19 protein-coding genes are annotated in these 18,725 nt (G+C 68.9%); 5 read left to right on the forward strand and 14 right to left on the reverse strand.

Features of this window, described 5'->3' with window-relative positions; genetic code table 11:
* Positions 1 to 3 precede the first annotated feature (3 nt).
* The 3 genes from odhB (at position 4) to lpdA (ending at position 3,276) form a co-directional block, all read left to right on the forward strand.
* Entirely contained in the window at positions 4 to 1,536 is a 1,533-nt protein-coding gene (gene odhB / locus EOW66_RS06210; protein ID WP_128155568.1) for a 2-oxoglutarate dehydrogenase complex dihydrolipoyllysine-residue succinyltransferase, read from the forward strand.
* Between the two features lie 52 nt (positions 1,537 to 1,588).
* Positions 1,589 to 1,810: an HTH-like domain-containing protein gene (locus tag EOW66_RS06215; protein ID WP_128155569.1), complete on the forward strand. Its 222-nt coding sequence runs from the start codon at positions 1,589 to 1,591 to the stop codon at positions 1,808 to 1,810.
* 77 nt (positions 1,811 to 1,887) lie between these two features.
* On the forward strand, positions 1,888 to 3,276 hold the full coding sequence (lpdA, locus tag EOW66_RS06220) for a dihydrolipoyl dehydrogenase (protein WP_128155570.1): 1,389 nt from the start codon (positions 1,888 to 1,890) through the stop codon (positions 3,274 to 3,276).
* Positions 3,277 to 3,415: 139 nt separating this feature from the next.
* Here the strand turns inward: lpdA and EOW66_RS06225 are convergent, their stop codons facing one another.
* The 3 genes from EOW66_RS06225 to EOW66_RS06235 all read right to left on the reverse strand — a co-directional run bounded on the left by EOW66_RS06225 (position 3,416) and on the right by EOW66_RS06235 (position 5,374).
* On the reverse strand, positions 3,416 to 3,913 hold the full coding sequence (locus EOW66_RS06225; protein ID WP_128155571.1) for an acyl-CoA thioesterase: 498 nt from the start codon (positions 3,911 to 3,913) through the stop codon (positions 3,416 to 3,418).
* 69 nt (positions 3,914 to 3,982) lie between these two features.
* Positions 3,983 to 4,630, reverse strand: coding sequence for a GntR family transcriptional regulator (locus EOW66_RS06230; RefSeq protein WP_128155572.1), 648 nt, complete (start codon positions 4,628 to 4,630; stop codon positions 3,983 to 3,985).
* Positions 4,631 to 4,675: 45 nt separating this feature from the next.
* Positions 4,676 to 5,374, reverse strand: coding sequence for a M48 family metallopeptidase (locus EOW66_RS06235; RefSeq protein ID WP_128155573.1), 699 nt, complete (start codon positions 5,372 to 5,374; stop codon positions 4,676 to 4,678).
* A gap of 139 nt (positions 5,375 to 5,513) precedes the next feature.
* Here EOW66_RS06235 and EOW66_RS06240 point away from each other — a divergent pair, with 139 nt between their 5' ends.
* Positions 5,514 to 5,843, forward strand: coding sequence for a TIGR02300 family protein (locus tag EOW66_RS06240; RefSeq protein WP_128155574.1), 330 nt, complete (start codon positions 5,514 to 5,516; stop codon positions 5,841 to 5,843).
* 137 nt (positions 5,844 to 5,980) lie between these two features.
* Here EOW66_RS06240 and EOW66_RS06245 read toward each other — a convergent pair whose 3' ends face one another.
* The 8 genes from EOW66_RS06245 to EOW66_RS06280 form a co-directional block, all read right to left on the reverse strand.
* The gene (locus tag EOW66_RS06245; protein WP_128155575.1) at positions 5,981 to 6,988 is read right to left on the reverse strand and encodes an ABC transporter permease; all 1,008 of its coding nucleotides are present in this window, start codon (positions 6,986 to 6,988) and stop codon (positions 5,981 to 5,983) included.
* Positions 6,985 to 8,511, reverse strand: coding sequence for a sugar ABC transporter ATP-binding protein (locus EOW66_RS06250; RefSeq protein ID WP_128155576.1), 1,527 nt, complete (start codon positions 8,509 to 8,511; stop codon positions 6,985 to 6,987). Before EOW66_RS06250 ends, EOW66_RS06245 begins: the two co-directional genes overlap by 4 nt.
* 55 nt (positions 8,512 to 8,566) lie before the next feature.
* Entirely contained in the window at positions 8,567 to 9,634 is a 1,068-nt protein-coding gene (torT, locus tag EOW66_RS06255; RefSeq protein WP_128155577.1) for a TMAO reductase system periplasmic protein TorT, read from the reverse strand.
* A 106-nt stretch (positions 9,635 to 9,740) separates the two neighbouring features.
* Positions 9,741 to 10,709 carry a 5-oxoprolinase subunit C family protein gene (locus EOW66_RS06260; protein ID WP_128155578.1) on the reverse strand — a complete coding sequence of 323 codons (969 nt, stop codon included), beginning with the start codon at positions 10,707 to 10,709 and terminating at the stop codon, positions 9,741 to 9,743.
* Positions 10,699 to 11,574, reverse strand: coding sequence for a 5-oxoprolinase subunit B family protein (locus EOW66_RS06265; protein WP_128155579.1), 876 nt, complete (start codon positions 11,572 to 11,574; stop codon positions 10,699 to 10,701). The genes EOW66_RS06260 and EOW66_RS06265 overlap by 11 nt, the downstream gene beginning before the upstream one ends.
* Before the next feature lie 10 nt (positions 11,575 to 11,584).
* Positions 11,585 to 12,958: an acetyl-CoA carboxylase biotin carboxylase subunit gene (locus tag EOW66_RS06270; RefSeq protein ID WP_128155580.1), complete on the reverse strand. Its 1,374-nt coding sequence runs from the start codon at positions 12,956 to 12,958 to the stop codon at positions 11,585 to 11,587.
* 4 nt (positions 12,959 to 12,962) lie between these two features.
* Positions 12,963 to 13,196: an acetyl-CoA carboxylase gene (locus EOW66_RS06275; RefSeq protein ID WP_128155581.1), complete on the reverse strand. Its 234-nt coding sequence runs from the start codon at positions 13,194 to 13,196 to the stop codon at positions 12,963 to 12,965.
* Between the two features lie 17 nt (positions 13,197 to 13,213).
* On the reverse strand, positions 13,214 to 13,990 hold the full coding sequence (locus EOW66_RS06280) for a 5-oxoprolinase subunit PxpA (protein ID WP_128155811.1): 777 nt from the start codon (positions 13,988 to 13,990) through the stop codon (positions 13,214 to 13,216).
* 223 nt (positions 13,991 to 14,213) lie between these two features.
* Here EOW66_RS06280 and EOW66_RS06285 point away from each other — a divergent pair, with 223 nt between their 5' ends.
* Positions 14,214 to 15,110 (forward strand): LysR family transcriptional regulator, encoded by an 897-nt coding sequence (locus tag EOW66_RS06285; RefSeq protein ID WP_113899508.1) that lies wholly within the window; start codon positions 14,214 to 14,216, stop codon positions 15,108 to 15,110.
* A 2-nt stretch (positions 15,111 to 15,112) separates the two neighbouring features.
* On the opposite strand, the gene EOW66_RS06290 is transcribed toward EOW66_RS06285, so the two are convergent.
* From EOW66_RS06290 to EOW66_RS06300, 3 genes are read right to left on the reverse strand one after another with little or no spacing between them, the layout of a single operon-like run.
* Entirely contained in the window at positions 15,113 to 16,033 is a 921-nt protein-coding gene (locus EOW66_RS06290) for an FAD:protein FMN transferase (RefSeq protein ID WP_128155582.1), read from the reverse strand.
* Positions 16,014 to 18,221, reverse strand: a complete 2,208-nt coding sequence (locus tag EOW66_RS06295) for a PepSY domain-containing protein (protein WP_128155583.1) — start codon at positions 18,219 to 18,221, stop codon at positions 16,014 to 16,016. Before EOW66_RS06295 ends, EOW66_RS06290 begins: the two co-directional genes overlap by 20 nt.
* Positions 18,222 to 18,237: 16 nt before the next feature.
* A complete protein-coding gene (locus tag EOW66_RS06300; RefSeq protein ID WP_128155584.1) occupies positions 18,238 to 18,711 on the reverse strand; it encodes a DUF2271 domain-containing protein in 474 nt (157 codons plus the stop codon).
* Positions 18,712 to 18,725: the final 14 nt, after the last annotated feature.

An 18,725-nucleotide genomic window follows, 5' to 3' on the forward strand; every position in this document is an offset into this window, starting at 1 on the left:
GCCATGGCAATCGAGGTCCGTGTCCCCACGCTTGGCGAAAGCGTCTCGGAAGCCACCGTCGCCACCTGGTTCAAGAAGCCGGGTGACGCGGTCGCCGCCGACGAGATGCTGTGCGAGCTCGAGACCGACAAGGTGACCGTCGAGGTTCCGGCCCCCGCCGCGGGTGTGCTGGCCGAGATCGTCGCCGCCGAGGGCGAGACGGTGGGCGTGAACGCCCTTCTCGCCACGATCAACGAAGCGGGCGCCGCGGCGCCCGCCCCGCAACCCAAATCCGAAGGCGCGGCAGCCCCTCAGCAGGCCGCGCAACAGTCCAAAGAGGTCAAGATGACGGACGTGATGGTGCCCGCCCTGGGCGAGAGCGTGTCGGAAGCCACGGTTTCCACCTGGTTCAAGAAAGTGGGCGACACGGTCGCGCAGGACGAGATGCTGTGCGAGCTTGAAACCGACAAGGTCTCGGTCGAGGTCCCCTCGCCCGTCGCCGGCGTGCTGACCGAGATCGTCGCCCCCGAGGGCGCGACCGTCGCCGCCTCGGCGAAGCTCGCCGTCGTCACTGAGGGCGCCGCGGGCGCGGTTGCCGCCCCCGCTGCGGCCCCGGCCGCTGCCCCCGCCGCGGCTGCCGCCCCGGCCGGCAAAGACGTCGAGGATGCGCCCGCCGCGAAGAAGGCGATGGCCGAAGCCGGCCTCACCCCCTCGCAGGTCACCGGCACCGGCCGCGACGGCCGGATTATGAAGGAAGACGTCGCCGCCGCTGCCGCCAAGGCCGCCGCCGCCCCGGCCGTCTCGATCGCGCCCGCCCCGGCCTCGGCGCCGCGCGCCCCGGTCTCGTCGGACGACGCCGCCCGCGAGGAACGGGTGAAGATGACGCGCCTGCGCGCCACCATCGCGCGTCGCCTGAAGGATGCGCAGAACACCGCCGCGATGCTGACGACCTACAACGAGGTCGACATGTCCGCGATCATGGCGCTGCGCAACGAGTACAAGGACGCCTTCGAGAAGAAGCACGGCGTGCGCATGGGCTTCATGTCCTTCTTCACCAAGGCCTGCTGCCACGCGCTGAAGGAAGTGCCGGAAGTCAACGCCGAGATCGACGGCGGCGATGTCGTCTACAAGCATTACGTCCACATGGGCGTCGCCGCGGGCACGCCCACCGGCCTCGTCGTTCCGGTGATCCGCGACGCCGACCAGATGTCCTTCGCCGAGATCGAGAAGGCGATCTCCGAGAAGGGCAAGCGCGCCCGTGACGGCAAGCTGACCATGGCGGAAATGCAGGGCGGCACCTTCACCATCTCGAACGGCGGCGTCTACGGCTCGCTGATGTCCTCGCCGATCCTGAACCCGCCGCAGTCGGGCATCCTCGGCATGCACAAGATCCAGGATCGCCCGGTCGTGGTGAACGGCCAGATCGTGATCCGCCCGATGATGTATCTGGCGCTGAGCTACGATCACCGCATCGTCGACGGCAAGGGCGCCGTGACCTTCCTCGTCCGCGTCAAGGAAGCGCTGGAAGACCCGCGCCGCCTGCTGCTGGATCTGTGATCCGACACCGGGGCGGCGCGCGCGCCGCCCCTTCTTCGCACGGACTGTGGCAATGACAACCGATCAGCTCGCTCAGATTCTTAAGGGTCGCTATGCGAATGCCGGCCGAGGTTTGACCGTGACATCGGTGCACCTGTTCGGCATCGAATTCGCAGAAGCTCTCAAGGGCCATCCGCTGAAGGAAATCTGCGCCCATGCGAATGTTCCGGTCTCGTACCACACCGAAATCCACAAGGGGATGAAACTCTCTCCCTTTGTCACCCTGAAACCCTGACGCCCCTTTTTCTTGGCGGAAATACTCCGGGGGGCACGGGGGGCAGCGCCCCCCGACACTGCCAAAGGATCGAAACCATGGCTGAATTTGATGTGATCGTGATCGGCGGCGGCCCGGGTGGCTATGTCTGCGCGATCCGCTGCGCCCAGCTGGGCCTCAAGACCGCCTGCGTCGAGGGCCGTGGTGCCCTTGGCGGCACCTGCCTGAACGTCGGCTGCATCCCCTCGAAGGCGCTGCTGCACGCGACGCATGAGCTGCACGAAGTGCATGAGAACTTCGAGAAGATGGGCCTGATGGGCGCCAAGGTGAAGGTCGACTGGGCGAAGATGCAGTCCTACAAGCAGGACGTCATCGACGGCAACACCAAGGGCATCGAGTTCCTGTTCAAGAAGAACAAGGTGACCTACCTGCAGGGCTGGGGCTCGATCCCGGCGGCGGGTCAGGTGAAGGTGGGCGACGAGGTCCACTCGGCCAAGGCGATCGTGATCGCCACCGGCTCGGAACCGGCCTCGCTGCCCGGCATCGAGATCGACGAGGACACCGTCGTCACCTCGACCGGCGCGCTCTCGCTGCCGAAGATCCCGAAGTCGATGGTGGTGATCGGCGCCGGCGTCATCGGCCTCGAGATGGGCTCGGTCTATGCCCGCCTCGGCACCGAGGTGACGGTCGTCGAATATCTCGACGCGATCACCCCCGGCATGGACGGCGAGGTCGCCAAGTCCTTCCAGAAGATCCTGACCAAGCAGGGGCTGAAGTTCGTCCTCGGCGCTGCGGTGCAGGGCGTCGAGAAGGGCAAGGGCAAGAACACCGTCACCTACAAGCTGCGCAAGGACGAGAGCGCAGCCGCGATCGAGGCCGAGGTGGTGCTCGTCGCGACCGGCCGCAAGCCCTATACCGCGGGCCTTGGCCTCGAGGCGCTCGGCGTCGAGATGCTGCCGCGCGGCCAGGTGAAGACCGACGCGCATTGGGCGACCTCGGTGAAGGGCATCTACGCGATCGGCGACGCGATCGTGGGCCCGATGCTCGCCCACAAGGCCGAGGACGAGGGCATGGCGGTGGCCGAGGTGATCGCCGGCAAGCATGGCCACGTGAACTATGACGTGATCCCCGGCGTGATCTACACCACCCCCGAGGTCGCTTCGGTCGGCAAGACCGAAGAGGTGCTGAAGCAGGAAGGCCGTGCCTACAAGGTCGGCAAGTTCTCCTTCATGGGCAACGGCCGGGCGAAGGCGGTGTTCCAGTCGGAAGGCTTCGTGAAGCTGATCGTCGATGCGGGCACCGACCGCATCCTCGGCTGCCACATCATCGGGCCGTCGGCGGGCGAGCTGATCCACGAGATCTGCGTCGCGATGGAATTCGGTGCCTCGGCGCAGGATATCGCGCTGACCTGCCACGCCCACCCGACCTTCTCGGAAGCGGTGCGCGAGGCGGCGCTGGCCTGCGGCGACGGCGCAATCCACGCCTGAGGCCCCGGCCTGCCACGACCACCGGAAAGGCGGCCCTCGGGTCGCCTTTCTGCGTTTGCACAGCCGAGATCGGCCGCAAGGTTCCGCCAGCTCGGCACGGCAGGCCCAGAGCCGGGCAGGCGCGGTCCGCCGCCGCGGCTCAGCCCACTTCCGAGGTTGCCGCCATCTTCGCCGCGAACTCGCGCCGCAGCGCCTTGCGGATCTCGGCGGCCTTCCAGCGCTGCGTCTCGACCTCGGTCGCCGGCACCAGCCGCGGCACCTCGGCGGGGCGCCCCTCGTCATCGACCGCGACCATGGTGAAATAGCAGCTGTTGGTGTGCCGCCGCGTGCCGCGGGTGATGTTCTCGGCCTCGACCCGGATGCCGATCTCCATCGAGCTGCGCCCGGTATGGTTCACCGCGGCGCGGAAGAGGACCAGCTCGCCCACATGGATCGGCTCCTTGAAGGTCACCTGATCGACGCTCAGCGTCACCGCATAGCGCCCCGAATAGCGCGAGGCGAGCGAGAAGGCGACCCGGTCGAGCCAGTTCAAGAGCGCGCCGCCATGCACCTTGCCGGAGAAATTCGCCATGTCCGGCGTCATCAGCACCGTCATCTCGAGCACTTTTCGCTCGTCGTCGGTCAGGGTCTCGCTCATCGGCACCTCCGTTTCGGGCCAGCATGCCCCGGGGCGCGGAAAGGTCAATCCCCCTGCCCTGCTCACGGCTCACTGCGCGAGGTGGCGCAGCCCCTGGGTCACGTCGGTGCGCACTGCAAGGCGCAGCCCGGGCTCGTCGCCCGCCCGCAGTGCGGCGAGGATCAGCCGGTGGTGGCGCGGCGGCTCGTTGCGCTGGATCCGGCCGTAGAGCGCGCGCATGGTCGGGCCGAGCTGCAGCCAGACGGTCTCGATCACCGCCAGCATCGCCGGCGCCTGCGCGCGCAGATAGAGGGTGCGGTGGAACTCGAGATTGGTGCGGATGTAGGCGACGGCATCGTGCTTGGCGACCGCCTCGGCATTCGCGGTGTTGATCGCGCCGAGCCGGTCGATCAGCGCGAGGTGGGCGCGCGGCAGGGCGCGGGAGGCAAGCTCCGGCTCGATCAGCGCGCGCAGCGCCGCGAGCTCCTCAATGCGCTCGTTCGAAAGCTCCGGCGTCGTCACCCGGCCCGAGGAGGAGAGCATCAGCGCACCCTCGGCAATCAGCCGGCGCAGCGCCTCGCGCACCGGCGTCATCGAGACGCCGAATTGCTTGGCCAGCCCGCGCAGGGTCAGCGCCTGGCCGGGGGCCAGCTCGCCATGCATGATCTGCAGCCGCAGCGTGCGGTAGATCCGGTCATGCGCGGCGGTCTCGATCGGGCGGGTGGTGATCGTGGTCATGGGGCGTATGTGATCACGAATCCGCCCCGCGTCAATGCCGTGCCGTCAGTCGCGGAAGCGGATCGCCTGCAACGCGCCCCCCTCGCGCTTCAGCCAGGCGCGGTGCGGGGCGTAGTCGGGCATCAGCCGTGCCACCTCGGCCCAGAAGGCCGGCGAATGGTTCATCTGCGCCAGATGCGCCACCTCATGTGCCGCGACATAGTCGAGCACCGCCGGCGGCGCCATGATCAGCCGCCAGGAATAGGAGAGCGAGCCGTCGGCCGCGCAGGAGCCCCAGCGCGAGCGCGTGTCGCGCAGGGTGATGCGGCGGAAGGAACGGCCCAGCACCGCGGCGTGGCGCTCGGTCGCGGCCTGCAGGCGCAGCCGCGCGCAATGGCGCAGGAAGGTCTCCAGCCGCATCGCCAGCCGGTCCTCGCCCGGCGGCACGATCAGCCGCCCGGGTTCGAGCCGCGGCGCGCGCACCGCCCCGGCCTCGATCCGCCGCTCCTCGCCCTCGACCGGCAGGGTGGCGCCGAAACCGGGGCGGCGCAGCGCGGGCATCGCGGCAAGGGTGCGGCGCAGCCACTCGCCATGGCCCTGCGCGAAGGCCATCGCCTCGGCGAGCGGCGCCCGCACGGGCAGCGTCAGCACCACCTGCCCATCGAGTCGCGACACCCGCAGGCTGAACCGCCGCGCCCGGGCCGAGCGGCGCAGCGTGACGGCAACGCCGGGCAGGTCAGGCAGGGTGAAACGGCTTGAATCCATCGGTCTTCCGGGGCTTCGGGGCGGTTCGCGGCAAGCGAGCGCCGCCGCGGGGCAGAAAGCGCGAAAAGGCTTTGACACCCCCCCGCATGTATGGCAGTTGGCTGCGACTCTGTGCGAAAGAGCTTGCCAGGAGACTTCCATGCCGAAAGAGGAATGGGGCGTCAAGCGCCTCTGCCCGCATTGCGCGAGCCGCTTTTACGACCTGCAAAAAGATCCGATGACCTGCCCGGTCTGCGGAAACAGCTTCTCGATCGAGAGCCTGACCTCGAGCGGCCGCGGCCGCGTTCTGGTCGCCGACAAGGCCGCGCCGCGCGAACGTGATCTCGTGGTCGACGATCTGGCCGACGAGGATCTGGACGAGGACGCGAGCGACGTCGATCTCGACGACGACCTGCTCGAGGACGACGAGGACGACAACGTCTCGCTCGACGATATCGCCGATGTCGGCGGCAGCGACGAAGAGAACTGATCCCTCCCCTTCGGGAGCGGAGGCAGGGCGCGGGCATCCCGCGCCCTTTTGCTTTCGCGCGCCCCCTCCCCCGCCGGGCATGAAAAAGCCCCGGGCGCAGAGGCGACCGGGGCAGTCGGGGGAAGAGGGGTCTGGGCTCAGCCCTTCACGATCAGCCGGTAGCGCAGCTGGTCGAAGATCACCGCAAGGATCAGCAACAGCCCGATCAGCACCATCTGCATGTAGGAGCTGATCTGCGCGAGGTTCATGCCGTTCTGCATCAGGATGATGAAGAAGGCGCCAAGGACGACATTCTCCACCCGGCCGATGCCACCGCGCAGCGAGACGCCGGCGATGACGCAGGCGGCGATCGATTCCATCGCGATCGTGCCACCGAGGTTTGCCTCGCCGCTTTCGACCCGGGCGGTGAGCAGCAGCCCGGTCAGCGCGGCGATTAGCGCGCACAGGCCATAGACGAGGATCAGCACGCCGCGGGTGTTGATCGCCGACAGATGCGCCGCCTTGATGTTGCCGCCGACCGCATAGACGCGGGCGCCGGCCCGGGTGCGCGCCATGAAGAGCCACATCGCCGCAATCGCGGCGAGCGCGATCGCCACCGGCACCGGCAGCCCAAGCACCTGACCGAAGCCGAAGGTGTCGCCAAAGGCGAAGGGCAGGCCCGAGACCGGCACGCCGCCGGTGAGGAACAGCGCAAAGCCGGTGCCGACCGAGGACACACCGAGCGTCATGATGAAGGGCGAGACGTCGAAAAGCGCAACGCCGATGCCGTTGATCGCGCCGACGACCAGCGCCACGGCAAAGCCCGCGAGCGCGCCAAGCGCGATCACCAGCCAGACCGCATCGGGGAAGACCGGCGCCAGCGCCGTCATCACCAGCGCCGAAACCACCGAGGAGAGCGCGATCACCGTGCCCACCGACAGATCGAAACCGCCCGAGATCAGCACCAGCATCTGCCCGAGCGAGACGAGCACCAGATAGACCGACTGCCGCGCCACGTTCATCAGGTTCTGCGGCGTCAGGAAGTTCGGCGACAGCGCGGCGAAGATCACCATCGCCGCAATCAGGAAGAACGGCAGCACGCCGAGTTTGACGAAGATGCGCAGCGGCAGGGCCAGCAGTCCGCGCGCGGGATGGGCCTGCGTCATGCGAGGTCTCCTTGCAGTTCGGGGGCAACGGTTGCGGCGCCGGGCTCGGCACCGTTGAAGAAATGACGCAAGATCGCGTCCTCGCTCAGCTCTTCGCGCTCGAGCCGGGCGGTGATGCGGCCGTTCGCCAGAACGAGCGCGCGATGCGCGAGGTTCATCACCTCGGGCAGGTCGGAGGAGATCACCACCACCGCCTTGCCGGCCTCGGCGAGTTCCGCAATCAGCCGGTAGAGCGCGGCGCGGGTGCCCATGTCGACGCCGACGGTGGGCTCGTCGAAGATATAGAGATCGGCATCATGGCCGAAGGCCTTGCCGAACAGCACCTTCTGCTGGTTCCCGCCCGAGAGCTTGGCGACGGTGCGGGGGCGATAGGCCTCGGGCAGCTCGACATGGCCGAAGATCTGCGCGGCGCGGCGCCGCAGGGCGGCAAGGCGCAGCACGGCGCCGCCCTCGAGCATCAGGTCCATGCGCAGGTTGCCGAAGGGCGTCTCGGCCAGGATCAGCCCCTCGTGCTTGCGGTCGGGCGACAGATACCACGCGCCCGCCTTCACCACCCGCCGGGTGGGGGCACGGGTGATGTCCCGCCCCTTGAAGCGCACCGTGCCCGCAAGCGTCGGCGCCAGCCCCATCACCGCACGGAAGAGGCGCGACTTGCCGGAGCCCACGAGCCCCGCCACGCCCAGCACCTCGCCGCGGCGCAGGGTGAAGGAGGCGTCGGAAACGCCCGGGGCGGTGAGCCCCGCGACCTCGAGCACCACCGCGCCGGGAGTGCGGGCGATCTCGGGATAGATGTCGCGGATCTCGCGTCCGGCCATCATGTCGACCAGCGCCTCCTCGCTCATCTCGGCCATCGGCGCAGTGCCGATCCTGGCGCCGTCGCGCAGCACGGTGACGCGCTCGGCGATGCGTTCGAACTCGTGCACGCGGTGCGAGATGTAGACGATGCCGACGCCCTCGGCCTTCAGCCGCTTCACCACGTCGAAAAGCTGGTCGACCTCGCGGTCGGTGAGCGAGGCGGTGGGTTCGTCGAGGATCAGCACCGACAGCGCGCCCTGCATCGCCTTGGCGATCTCGACCATCTGCTGTTGCGCCCGCGACAGCCGCGCGACGGTGGCGCCCGGGTCGATCGCGAAGCCGAGCTCGGCCAGCGTGGCGGCGGCGCGGCGGCGCATCTCGGCGGGCGCCAGGAAGGGGCCGGGGCCCGGTTCGTGGCCCAGGAACATGTTCTGCGCCACGGTCATCGTCGGGATCAGCGAGAATTCCTGAAACACGGTGTAGATGCCCTGCGCCTGCGCATCGGCGACCGAGGCAAAGCGCACCGGCACGCCGCGCACGCGGATCTCGCCCTCGGTCGGCGTGTTCGCACCGGCGAGCAGCGAGATCATCGTCGACTTGCCCGCGCCGTTCTCGCCGAAGAGCACGTGCACCTCGCCGGGCAGCAGGGTGAAATCGACCGCGTTGAGGGCGAGAACGCCGGGATAGGCCTTGGTCAGGCCCCGGGTCTCGAGAAGGGGAGAGGTCATCGGCAACGCTCCGGTTGGAAAGGCGCCCCGGCACGGGCCGGGACGCCGGGGGAGATCAGTTGACCGAGAACACGGGCTGGAAGCCCTCGGGCGGCAGCACCGCCTCGCGCGGGGTCTTCGCCAGGTTGTCCTTGGTGATGATGAAGATCTTCGGGCCGACATGCTTGACGTAGGGCTTGCCCTCGAGGATGCGCACCGCCTGGTCGACCGCGATGCGGCCCTGGATGACCATCGAATCCGCCGGCGCCGCCTCGATGAAGCCGCGCTGGATGCCGGAATAGACGCCCGGCGTCAGGTAGAAGGCCAGCAGCCCGACCTTGTCGGTCAGCCCGCGCTCGCGCAGCAGGCCCTGCGCCGCCTCGGCGGTGACCGCGGTGCCGGCGATGTAGTTCACCTCGGGGTTCGCCTGCAGCACATCCTCGACCAGCTTCAGCTGCGCTTCCTTGCCGGTGTCGCCATAGCGGGGTTCCAGCACCTTCACCGCCGAGCCCTTGACCGCCTCCATGAAGCCGGTGTTCGCGGCCTCGACCCAGCCGGCGCCGGCCGGGCCCGGGAACCAGCCCACGGTGACCTCGGGGCTGCCCGCGGGGTGCTTCTCGGCCAGATACTTGCCGGTCTCGTGGCCCATGGTCCAGAACGAGACCAGCGACTTCGCCGAGATGTCGGGCGAGGACATGCCGTTCACCACGTCGATCACCGGCACGCCCTTGGCGGCGGTTTCCTTCACCACCGCGTTCAGCCCGTCATAGGAGATCGCGCCGATGATCACCGCCTGCGCGCCGCCGGCGACGCAATCCTCGATCTGGCTGATCTGCTTGGCGAGCTCGGTATAGCCGCCGGCCTCGACCACGTTCAGCTTCACGCCCTGACGCTTTGCCTCTTCGGTGACGCCATAGTCGACGCCGAGCCAATAGGCGTCCTTCATGTGCGGGAAGGCAACGCAGATGTTCCAGGGCTTGTCGGCCTTCGGCAGCGCCTCGTAGCTGATCGGCGCAGCGGTGCCGTCGGTCGAGAAGGCGGGGGTCACCTCCTCGGCCGGATAGGGGAACCAGTCACCGGCGAAGGCCGGCACCGCAAGGGTCGTCGCGCCAAGCAGCGCAAGGGCAAGACGGGCATGTTTCATCGTTCAGAGACCTCTCTGTTTTTGGGGATCGGGCGCGGTTGATCCGCGTTTCTTCGGGTGGTGTGGGTGAGTGGTGGTCGTGGTGGTGGCGGCGCGCCGCGGGCCCTCAGGCCAGCGCGGCACGCAGCCTTGCAAGACGGTCGCGGCGGGCGGCGCGGGCCGCGAGCGCCTCTTCCATCGTCACCTCGGTGAAGCGCACCTTGGTGTTCGGCTGCAGCTGGCCGATCAGGTCCATGTCGGCCGAGATCACCGCGCCAAGGGTGAAGTAGCCGCCGCCCGAGACCGCATCGCGGTGCAGAACGATCGGCTCCTGCCCGCCCGGCACCTGGATCGAGCCATAGGAATAGCAGCCGTCGACGATGTTCGACGGGTCCGAACCGGCACCAAAGGGCTGGTCGCGCTCGACGAATTCCATCGGCGAACCGCCGCGGAAGCGATAGCCCATGCGGTCGGCCTCGGGCGCCACGACCCATTCGTCGGCGAAGAAGCGCGCCTGACAGGCGGGCGTCAGCCGGTGCCAGTAGAGCCCGGTCAGCACCCGCAGCGCGACCGGCGCCGAGACCGGGGCGAGAAGGCTGCGATCAAGGCTGCGATCGGTCATCGTCGTGGCCTCGCCCACCGGCACCACGTCGCCCGCGGCGATCGCGCGGCCGTCGATGCCGCCAAGCGCGCCGATCGGATAGGTCGAGCGGCTGCCAAGCGCGAGCGGCGTCGCGATGCCGCCGCCGAAGGCGATGTAGATCCGCGCGCCGGCCTTGAGGAAGCCGAAGCACAGGGTCTGGCCGGCCTTCACCACGAAGGCGCTCCAGCCCTCGCGCGGCTCGCCATCGACGAAGATCGGCATCTCGGCGCCGGTGACGGCCACCAGCGTGTCGGCGTCGAAGCTCAGCTCCGGCCCCATGAACACCGCCTCGAGCCCGGCTGCGCCCTCGTCATTGCCGACCAGCATGTTGGCGGTGCGCAGCGCAAAGCGGTCCATCGCGCCGCCCTCGGGGATGCCGAGGTGGAAATAGCCCGGACGGCCCAGATCCTGCACCGTGGTCGAGAGCCCGGGTTTGACGACCTTAAATGCCATTGAGGGCCTCCATCAGGTTCGCGTTGGTGCCGGCGATGTCGGCGTTGAAGGCGTCGAGATCGAAGGTGACGGGGGCGATGCGCGGCGTGTAGGTGCCGGCGGCCACCGCAGCCTCGATCCGCTCGTATTCGGCGCGGTCGACGGGCTTCCACTTCACGATGTCGCCCGGACGGAAGAACACCATGAAATCCTTCAGGTAGGAGACCGTCTGCGTCGGGTCGTAGATCGGCATCGGGGTGATGCCGAAGAGCTGATAGCCGCCCGCGCCGCGCACCGAATAGATGCAGCCGAAGCAACCGCCGATGCCGACCGAGAGCTTCGGCGTGTCGGTGCGCGGGCGCAGGTATTTCGGCACCTGGATCTGCTTTTCGCGCTCGACGAGCTGATAGAGGAAGGGCAGGCCCGCGACGAAGCCGACCATCGACACGAACCAGGGCTGCGAATGGAAGGCCTCGAGGAAGGCCTCGACGCTGTCATAGCCATTGATCCGCGCCGCATAGTCGAGATCCGAGCCGGTCGGGTCCTGATGCCGCTCGCGGAAGCGCATCAGCGTCTCGTGCGTCCAGGGGTCCTGGAAATAGACCGGGATCTCGATGATCCGGGTCTCGAGCCGCTTGTCCGAAACCTCGGCCTTGTGTTCGAGCTCCCTGATCCGCGCCATGATCTCCTCGGGGGCGATCACGTCGGGGTCGAAGCGCACTTCAAAGGAAGCATTCGCCGGGCAGATCTCGGTCACGCCGGGGATCTGCGCCTCGGCCACCGCATTGCGCAGCGAGAGCGCAATGAAGAAGGCCTCGAGCGACATCTCCTCGTCGATCTCGACATAGACGTGCTCGTCGCCGCCGAAGGAATACCTTGTCTTCACGGTCTTTCTCCTATGCTGCGGTGGGGGCGGTCAGGTTCCCGGCGGCCAGCCAGGGTTCCAGCCATTGGGTGTGGAACTCCCCCGCGCGCACGCCCGCATCGGCGGCCAGCGCCAGGTGCAGCGGGATCGTCGTCTTCAGCCCGCCGATCTCGATGCCGGTGAGGGTGTCGGCCATCAGCTCGATCGCCGCGGCGCGGTCCTCGGCCCAGACGATCAGCTTGCCCAGAAGCGAATCGTAGAAGGGCGGGATCTGGTAGCCCTCGTAGAGGAAGTGGTCGAAGCGCACGCCCTCGCCCGCCGGGATGGTCAGCGCCGTCACCTTGCCCGGGAACGGCAGGAACTGCATCATCGGGTCCTCGGCGTTCAGCCGCACCTCGATCGCGTGGCCGGTGCAGGTGATCTCGTCCTGCGTCACCGGCAGCGGCTCGCCGCCCGCGATGCGCAGCATCAGCGCCACGAGGTCGAGCCCCGTCACCATCTCGGTCACCGGATGTTCCACCTGGATGCGGGTGTTCATCTCGATGAAGTAGAACCGGTCCGCCGCGCCGTCATAGAGATATTCGATGGTGCCCGCGCCGCGGTAGTTCACCGCCTGCGCCAGCGCCACGGCACTGTCGCACAGCGCCTTGCGGGTGGCCTCGGGCAGACCGAAGGCCGGCGCCTCTTCCCAGACCTTCTGCCGGCGGCGCTGCAGCGAGCATTCGCGCTCGTAGCAGTGCACGGCGGCGCCGGTGCCATCGCCGAGGATCTGCACCTCGATGTGGCGCGGGTTGAGGATCACCTTCTCGAGGTAGAGCCCGCCATCGCCGAAGGCGGCCTCGGCCTCGGCGCGCGCCTGCGGCGCGAGACGGGCGAGCTCCTCGGCCGAGGTGGCGATGCGGATGCCGCGCCCGCCGCCGCCGGCCGCGGCCTTGATCATCACCGGATAGCCGATGCCCTCGGCGATCGCGACGGCCTCGGCCGCCTCGATCCGCCCGTCCGAGCCCGGCACCGTCGGCACGCCCGCGGCCTTGGCCGCGATCTTCGCCGCAACCTTGTCGCCCATGCGCTCGATCGTCGCGGCGGTCGGGCCGACGAAGACCATCCCCGCCGTCTCGACGGCGCGGGCAAACTCGGCGTTCTCGGCAAGGAAGCCATAGCCCGGGTGCACGGCATCACAGCCCGCATCCTTTGCCGCGGCAACCACCGCCGCGATGTTCAGGTAGGATTTCGCCGCCTGCGCCGGGCCGACACAGACCGCGCCATCGGCCAGCCGCACCGCCAGCATCTCGGCGTCGGCCTCGGAATGCGCCTGCACCGTCTCGATGCCGAGCGATTTCGCGGCGCGGATGATGCGCACGGCGATCTCGCCCCGGTTCGCGATGAAGAGTTTGCGGATCGCCATCGGATCAGTCCAGCTTCGCCAGGGTTTCGCCCGCGCTGACCGGCGCCGCATCGGCCGCGACATAGCCCGCGAAGGTGCCCGCCGCCTCGGCCTTCACCTCGATGAAGGTCTTCATCACCTCGATCAGGCCAATGGTGTCCTCGGCCGCAACCGCCTCGCCCGCCGATTTGAACGGCGCCGCGTCCGGCGAGGGCTTGTGGTAGAAGGTGCCGGGAAGGGGCGAAAGGATATCGGTCATGGCTCTCTCCTGTCAGATCAGTCTTGTTTGAGCACCAGCGCCGCCGGGGCGATGGTGATGCCGTTTTCTTGCAGCGTGGTCTTGATCGCGCGGCCGATCTCGACCGCGCCGGGGGTGTCGGAATGGAAGCAGATCGACTCGAACTCGACGCGGATCTGCTTGCCGGTCACCGTCTCGACGGTGTTGTCGAGGCAGGCGCGCAGGCATTTCTCGGCGAGTTTGGCGGGATCGGGGGGCGCGACGCGGCGCTGGAACACGATCGAGCCACTGTCGTCATAATCGCGGTCGGCGTAGAACTCGCGCACCACCGGCTGGCCGAGGCGCTGCGCCACCTCATAAGTGTGCGAAATGTCCATGCAGAACAGGGCCAGTTCGGGCGCGGTGCGCTGCAGCGTCTCGACCAGATGGCGCGACAGGTCCTCGTTCGCCGCGGCCTCCATGTAAAGCGCGCCATGCGGCTTCACATGCTGCAGCGCAATGCCATAGCGCCGGCCGAACTCGCGCAGCGCGCCGATCTGGTAGAGGATGTCATTCACCAGTTCCTCGGAGGAGGCGCGGATGTAGCGCCGGCCGAAGCCCACGAGGTCGCGATAGCCCGGGTGCGCGCCAAGCCCCACCGAGTGCTGCTGGCACAGTTTCACCACCCGGTTCATCAGCGTCGGATCGCCGGCATGGAAGCCCGTCGCCACATTCGCCGAGGAGATGACTTCCATCAGCTCCTCGTCGGGCGCGCCCATCGTCCAGTGGCCGAAGCCTTCTCCAAGGTCACAGTTGAGGTCGACGATCTTCGGCATTTCCTGGTCCACGTAACATTTGCATGAACAGGTTCCCCGAAGATTCGCATCATGTAAAATTCAAAGATGTGTCTTCATGTTTTCTGAATTTCCGATAACAATGCGTTTTGCAACCCGTCGCAAACTTCCAGTATTCCTTGGATTGCTTGGCATTTGAGCAATTCGTTAACGCGGATCTTCGGAAGATGCGATGGCCGACATTTGAAAATCAGAACGAGCCAGCATGAACTTCCGGCAGATCAAGTATTTCGTCGCCACTGCCGAGACCGGCCAGGTCAGCCGCGCCGCGAACGCGCTGTCGATCTCGCAATCGGCGGTGACCACGGCGATCCGCGAACTCGAGGCCCAGATCGGCACCGAGCTCTTCACCCGCACCGCGCACGGGATGGAGATGACGCAATCGGGGCGCGAGCTTCTGGCTCTGAGCTACGAGATCCTGACCAAGATCGATGAGGCGGTGAACATCCGCGAGCGGGCGAGCGGCACCACCGGGCGGATCCTCGTCGCCACGACCTATACGGTGATCGGCTATTTCCTGCCCTATCACCTCGACCGCATCGCGCGGATGCACCCGAACCTCGACATCCAGGTGCACGAGCTGAACCGCGAAAGCGTCGAGGAGGGGCTGCTGGCGAACCGCTTCGACATCGCGATCGTGCTGACCTCGAACATCTCGAACCCCGAGCTCGAGACCGACACGCTGTTGCGCTCGACGCGGCGGCTGTGGGTGCCGCAGGGCCACCGCCTTGCCGACCGCCGCAAGGTGCAGTTCGGCGATATCGCGGAAGAGGATTACATCATGCTGACGGTGGACGAGGCGGCGAACACCACGATGAAATACTGGACCTTCGGCTCGACCCCGCCACGGGTGAAGATGCGCACCTCGTCGATCGAGGCGGTGCGCTCGATGGTGGCGAACGGTCAGGGGGTGACGGTGCTCTCCGACATGGTCTATCGCCCCTGGTCGCTCGAGGGGCGGCGGATCGTGACGGTGGAGACGGACCCGGTGGCGCCCTCGATGGATGTCGGGCTCGCCTGGCGGCGCGGCGCCGAGATGACGCCGGCGACGCAGGTGCTCTACACCTACTTCCGTCAGGCCTTCAACACGCCGCAGATCTGAGCTCAGGCGGGGGTGCGGTCGGCCTCGGTCAGGAACAGCACCTCGACGCCGAGGCGACCCGCGAGCGCCCGCCCTGCGGCCTCGCCGAGCACCATCAGGGCGCTGGCGACGGCATCGGCGCGCATGCAGGTCGCTGCCAGAACGGTGACCGAGGCGGGACCGCCCAGCACCGGCGCGCCGCGGCGCGGGTCCATGGTATGCGACAGCTGCCGCCCGCCCACCTCGACCCGGTGGCGATAGTCGCCCGAGGTGGCGATGGCGATGTCATGCAGCTCGAACACCGAATGCACGGCGCGGAGCGCGGGATCGGGGCGCTCGACCGCCACCGCCCAGCCGCGGCCGTCGGGCTGGGTGCCGAGGCCGCGCAGCTCGCCATCGATCGCGGCGAGCGCGCGGGTGATGCCCCGCGCCGCCAGCACCTCGACCAGCGCGTCAACGCCATAGCCCTTGGCGATGCCGCTGAGGTCAAGCACCATCTCGGCGCGCTTGCAGGCGGTGCCGGCGGCGCGGTCAAGCTCCAGCCCCTCGAAGCTCGGCCGCCGCGGGCGGGTCATCGCGACGCGGATCGCGGCCGGATCGGCCGGCGCCGGGCCAAAGCCCCAGGCCGCGACCGCATCGCCCATCGCGATCTCGAAGGCGCCGCCTGACAGCCGGCCGATTTCCAGCGCCTCGCTCAGCACCGTCATCAGCCGCGCGGGCAGCGGCACCGCAACATCGAGCGGCGCCGCGTTGAGCCGCATCAGGTCGCTGTCCGCCCGCCAGGTCGACATCTGCGCGTCGACCTCGTCCACCGCCTGTTGCAGCGCGGCGGCGAGGGGCGCGAGGTCTTCGCCCTCGGGCGCGTACAGCACCACCGACCAGCGCGTGCCCATGGTCGGGCCGTTCAGGGTGCGGCGGGTCAGATCAGAAGATGTCTTCGGCATAGCGTCCCTCTTCCTTCAGCAGCGCAAGGCTCTGGCCCTGCCCTTCCAGGATCGCGGAGAGCGCCTCGCGCACCCCCGCGGCCATCTCGCGCCCACCGCAGACCAGCACCTGCGCGCCCGCGGCCAGCAGCCGGCCGACCTGCGCCGCCTCGGCGCCGATGCGGTCCTGCACATGCTCGCGCCGGCCGGCGCGGGAGAAAGCGGTGCTCAGCCCCGACAACCGGCCATCGGCGCGCCAGGCGGCAAGGTCGTCCTCATAGAGGAAATCGCTCTCGGGGGTGCGGGCGCCGAACCACAGATGCACCGGGCGGTGGCGGCGGTTGGCGCGGACAAAGCCCGCAAGCGGCGCGATGCCTGCCCCCGCCCCAACGAGGATCAGCGGTTTGTGCCCCCGCATCGGGTGGAAGGCCGGGTTGCGGCGCAGGAAGGCGCTGATCGTCGCCCCGGGCGCAAGCGCGGTGAGCTGGCCCGAGCAGAGCCCGCCGGGCTGCCGGCGCACACAGATCTCGACGAAACCGTCGCGCGCGCCCGAGGCCAGCGAGTAGAAGCGCGGCAGATCCGAGCCCTCGGGCAATACGCCAAGCAGATCGCCCGCCTCGAAGCGGGCAAAGCCCTGCCCGGTCAGCCGTTGCCACAGGCCAAGCTGCGGCAGCGCGAAGCGCAGGATCGCGGCCGGGGCCTGAACCTCGGCACCATAGTCGCGGCGCGAGATCAGGCGCAGCACCTCGCCCTGCGGCACCTGCGGCAGATGCGCAAGGTCGAGCGGCTGACCGAGCACATCACCCAGATCGCGGCCCCAGCGGGCGAAATCCTGCGGCGACTGGCGGTTGACGGTGCCGAGCGGCATCAGCTCGGCCCAGCCGACGGCGCGGGCGGCCTCGGTCAGGTCCTGCGCATAGCCGCAGAACTCGGGGAAGCTGCGGTCGCCGAAGCCGAGCACGGCAAGCGGCGCGGCGGGCGGGGTCTTCAGCGCGCGGATGCGGGCCAGAACGCCACGGGCGGCGGCGGGCGCCTCGCCCTCGCCATAGGTCGCGGCGAGGATGAGGAAGCGCTTCGCCTTGCCGTAGCGCGCCGGGTCGAAGGCGCTGAGCGGCGCGGCATGCACGCTGTGCCCCGCCTGCGCCAGCGCATCGCGCAGGGTGCGGGCAAAGCCCCAGGTGGTGCCGCCTTCCGAGGCGACGAGCAGGATGGTCTCGGCGCTGCCCGAGGCGACGTTGCCCGGCAGGCGCATGCCCGAGCGGCGGGTGCGCAGCCATTGCACGGCCCCGGTGACCGCGAGCACCGGCACGCTCAGCGCCATCAGCCCGAGGATCAGGCCCAGCACCGCCGCGCCGCGGCCGGTGTGCAGCATCTCGACGATTGCGCTCGCGCGTTCCCACGCACTCGGCAGGGCCGAGGACAGCACCGTGCCGGTGCCCGGGTCGATCAGCGCGGTGCCGCCGGCGGCAGTCAGGGTGAAGACGTCGGTCGGGTCCTGCGGCGAGGGGAAGGAGAGGTCGCGCAGATCGGCGACCGGGGTTTCGGCCAGCAGCGGGATCTGTGTGGGGGCAAGCCGGGGCAGCCCTGCCGTCGCCACCGCAGGGGCCGGATCGACCGCCTCGTCGGGCAGCAGCGAGAAGGTCGAGGCGGTCATCCACAGCGCGGTGAGCGAGGACAGCAGCAGCCCGCCCACGGCAAAGCGGGCCAGTTCGACATGCACGCGCCCGGGCCAGGGCCCGCGGGTGCGGCCGAACCAGCGCCGCCAGCCGCCCATGCGCCGCGCCACCAGCGCCGCGCCCGAGAGCGTCAGCACCGCCATCGCCGCGGCCCCCGCCGCCATCACCAGCCGCCCGGTGTCGCCAAGGAACAGCGAGCGGTGCAGATTGGTCAGCCACAGCTCGACCGGCGAGGGGTCGGCGCTGATCGCATCCGCCCCCGTCGCCGGGTCGATCACCGCGCTGCCGGGCGTGCCCGCGTCGAACCACCACGCAGTGATCCGGCCCGAGGGTGCGCGGCGGATCTGCTCGAGCCCGGGATGGCCCGCCTCGACCTGTGCCGCCAGTTCGGCGACGCTCAGCCCCGCCGGGGCCTGCGGCGCGCCCACCCGCTCGAGCGCGGGAAAGACCGAGAGCGCCGCGCCGCTGAGGGCGAGGACAAGGACGAGCAGCGCGGCAATCAGGCCGGGCCAACGGTGGATCGAGCGCAGCACAGGCGGGCCCTCCGGATCAGAAGCTGACGGTCAGCGTGTCGATGTAGCTGCGCCCCTGCGCCGGCTTGCCGACGATGTCCGAGGTCAGCGGCAGCACCACCTCGTTCGGGCTTTCGCGCATGTCTTCGACCGCGGCATCGACATGGAGCACATAGCCCGCATCGAAGAGCGCATCCTGAAGGTCGAGCGTGATCTTCAGCGAGCGCCCGGCACCCACCGAGGCGCCGGTGATGCCGTCGACCTGCGCGGTATCACCGCCGGTCGCGGCCTGCCAGCCGGTGAGGTGGCGATAATACTTGGCCTTGCCGCCCGCCATCCACAGGCTGCCGACATAGCCGCCCTGCGCATCGGTGACGTAGAAGGCGAGATAGGCGCCATCGCCGCCGTAATTGCGCATCTGCGTGGTGAAGGTGACAGGCTTGGCCTGAGCGAGCGCCGGCACGGCGGTCAGCGCGGTGGTCAGGGCAAGCGCGGTGAGCAGGTGTTTCATTCTCTCTCTCCTCG

The organism is Paenirhodobacter huangdaonensis, from assembly GCF_004022465.1.
GTDB lineage: Bacteria > Pseudomonadota > Alphaproteobacteria > Rhodobacterales > Rhodobacteraceae > Rhodobacter > Rhodobacter huangdaonensis.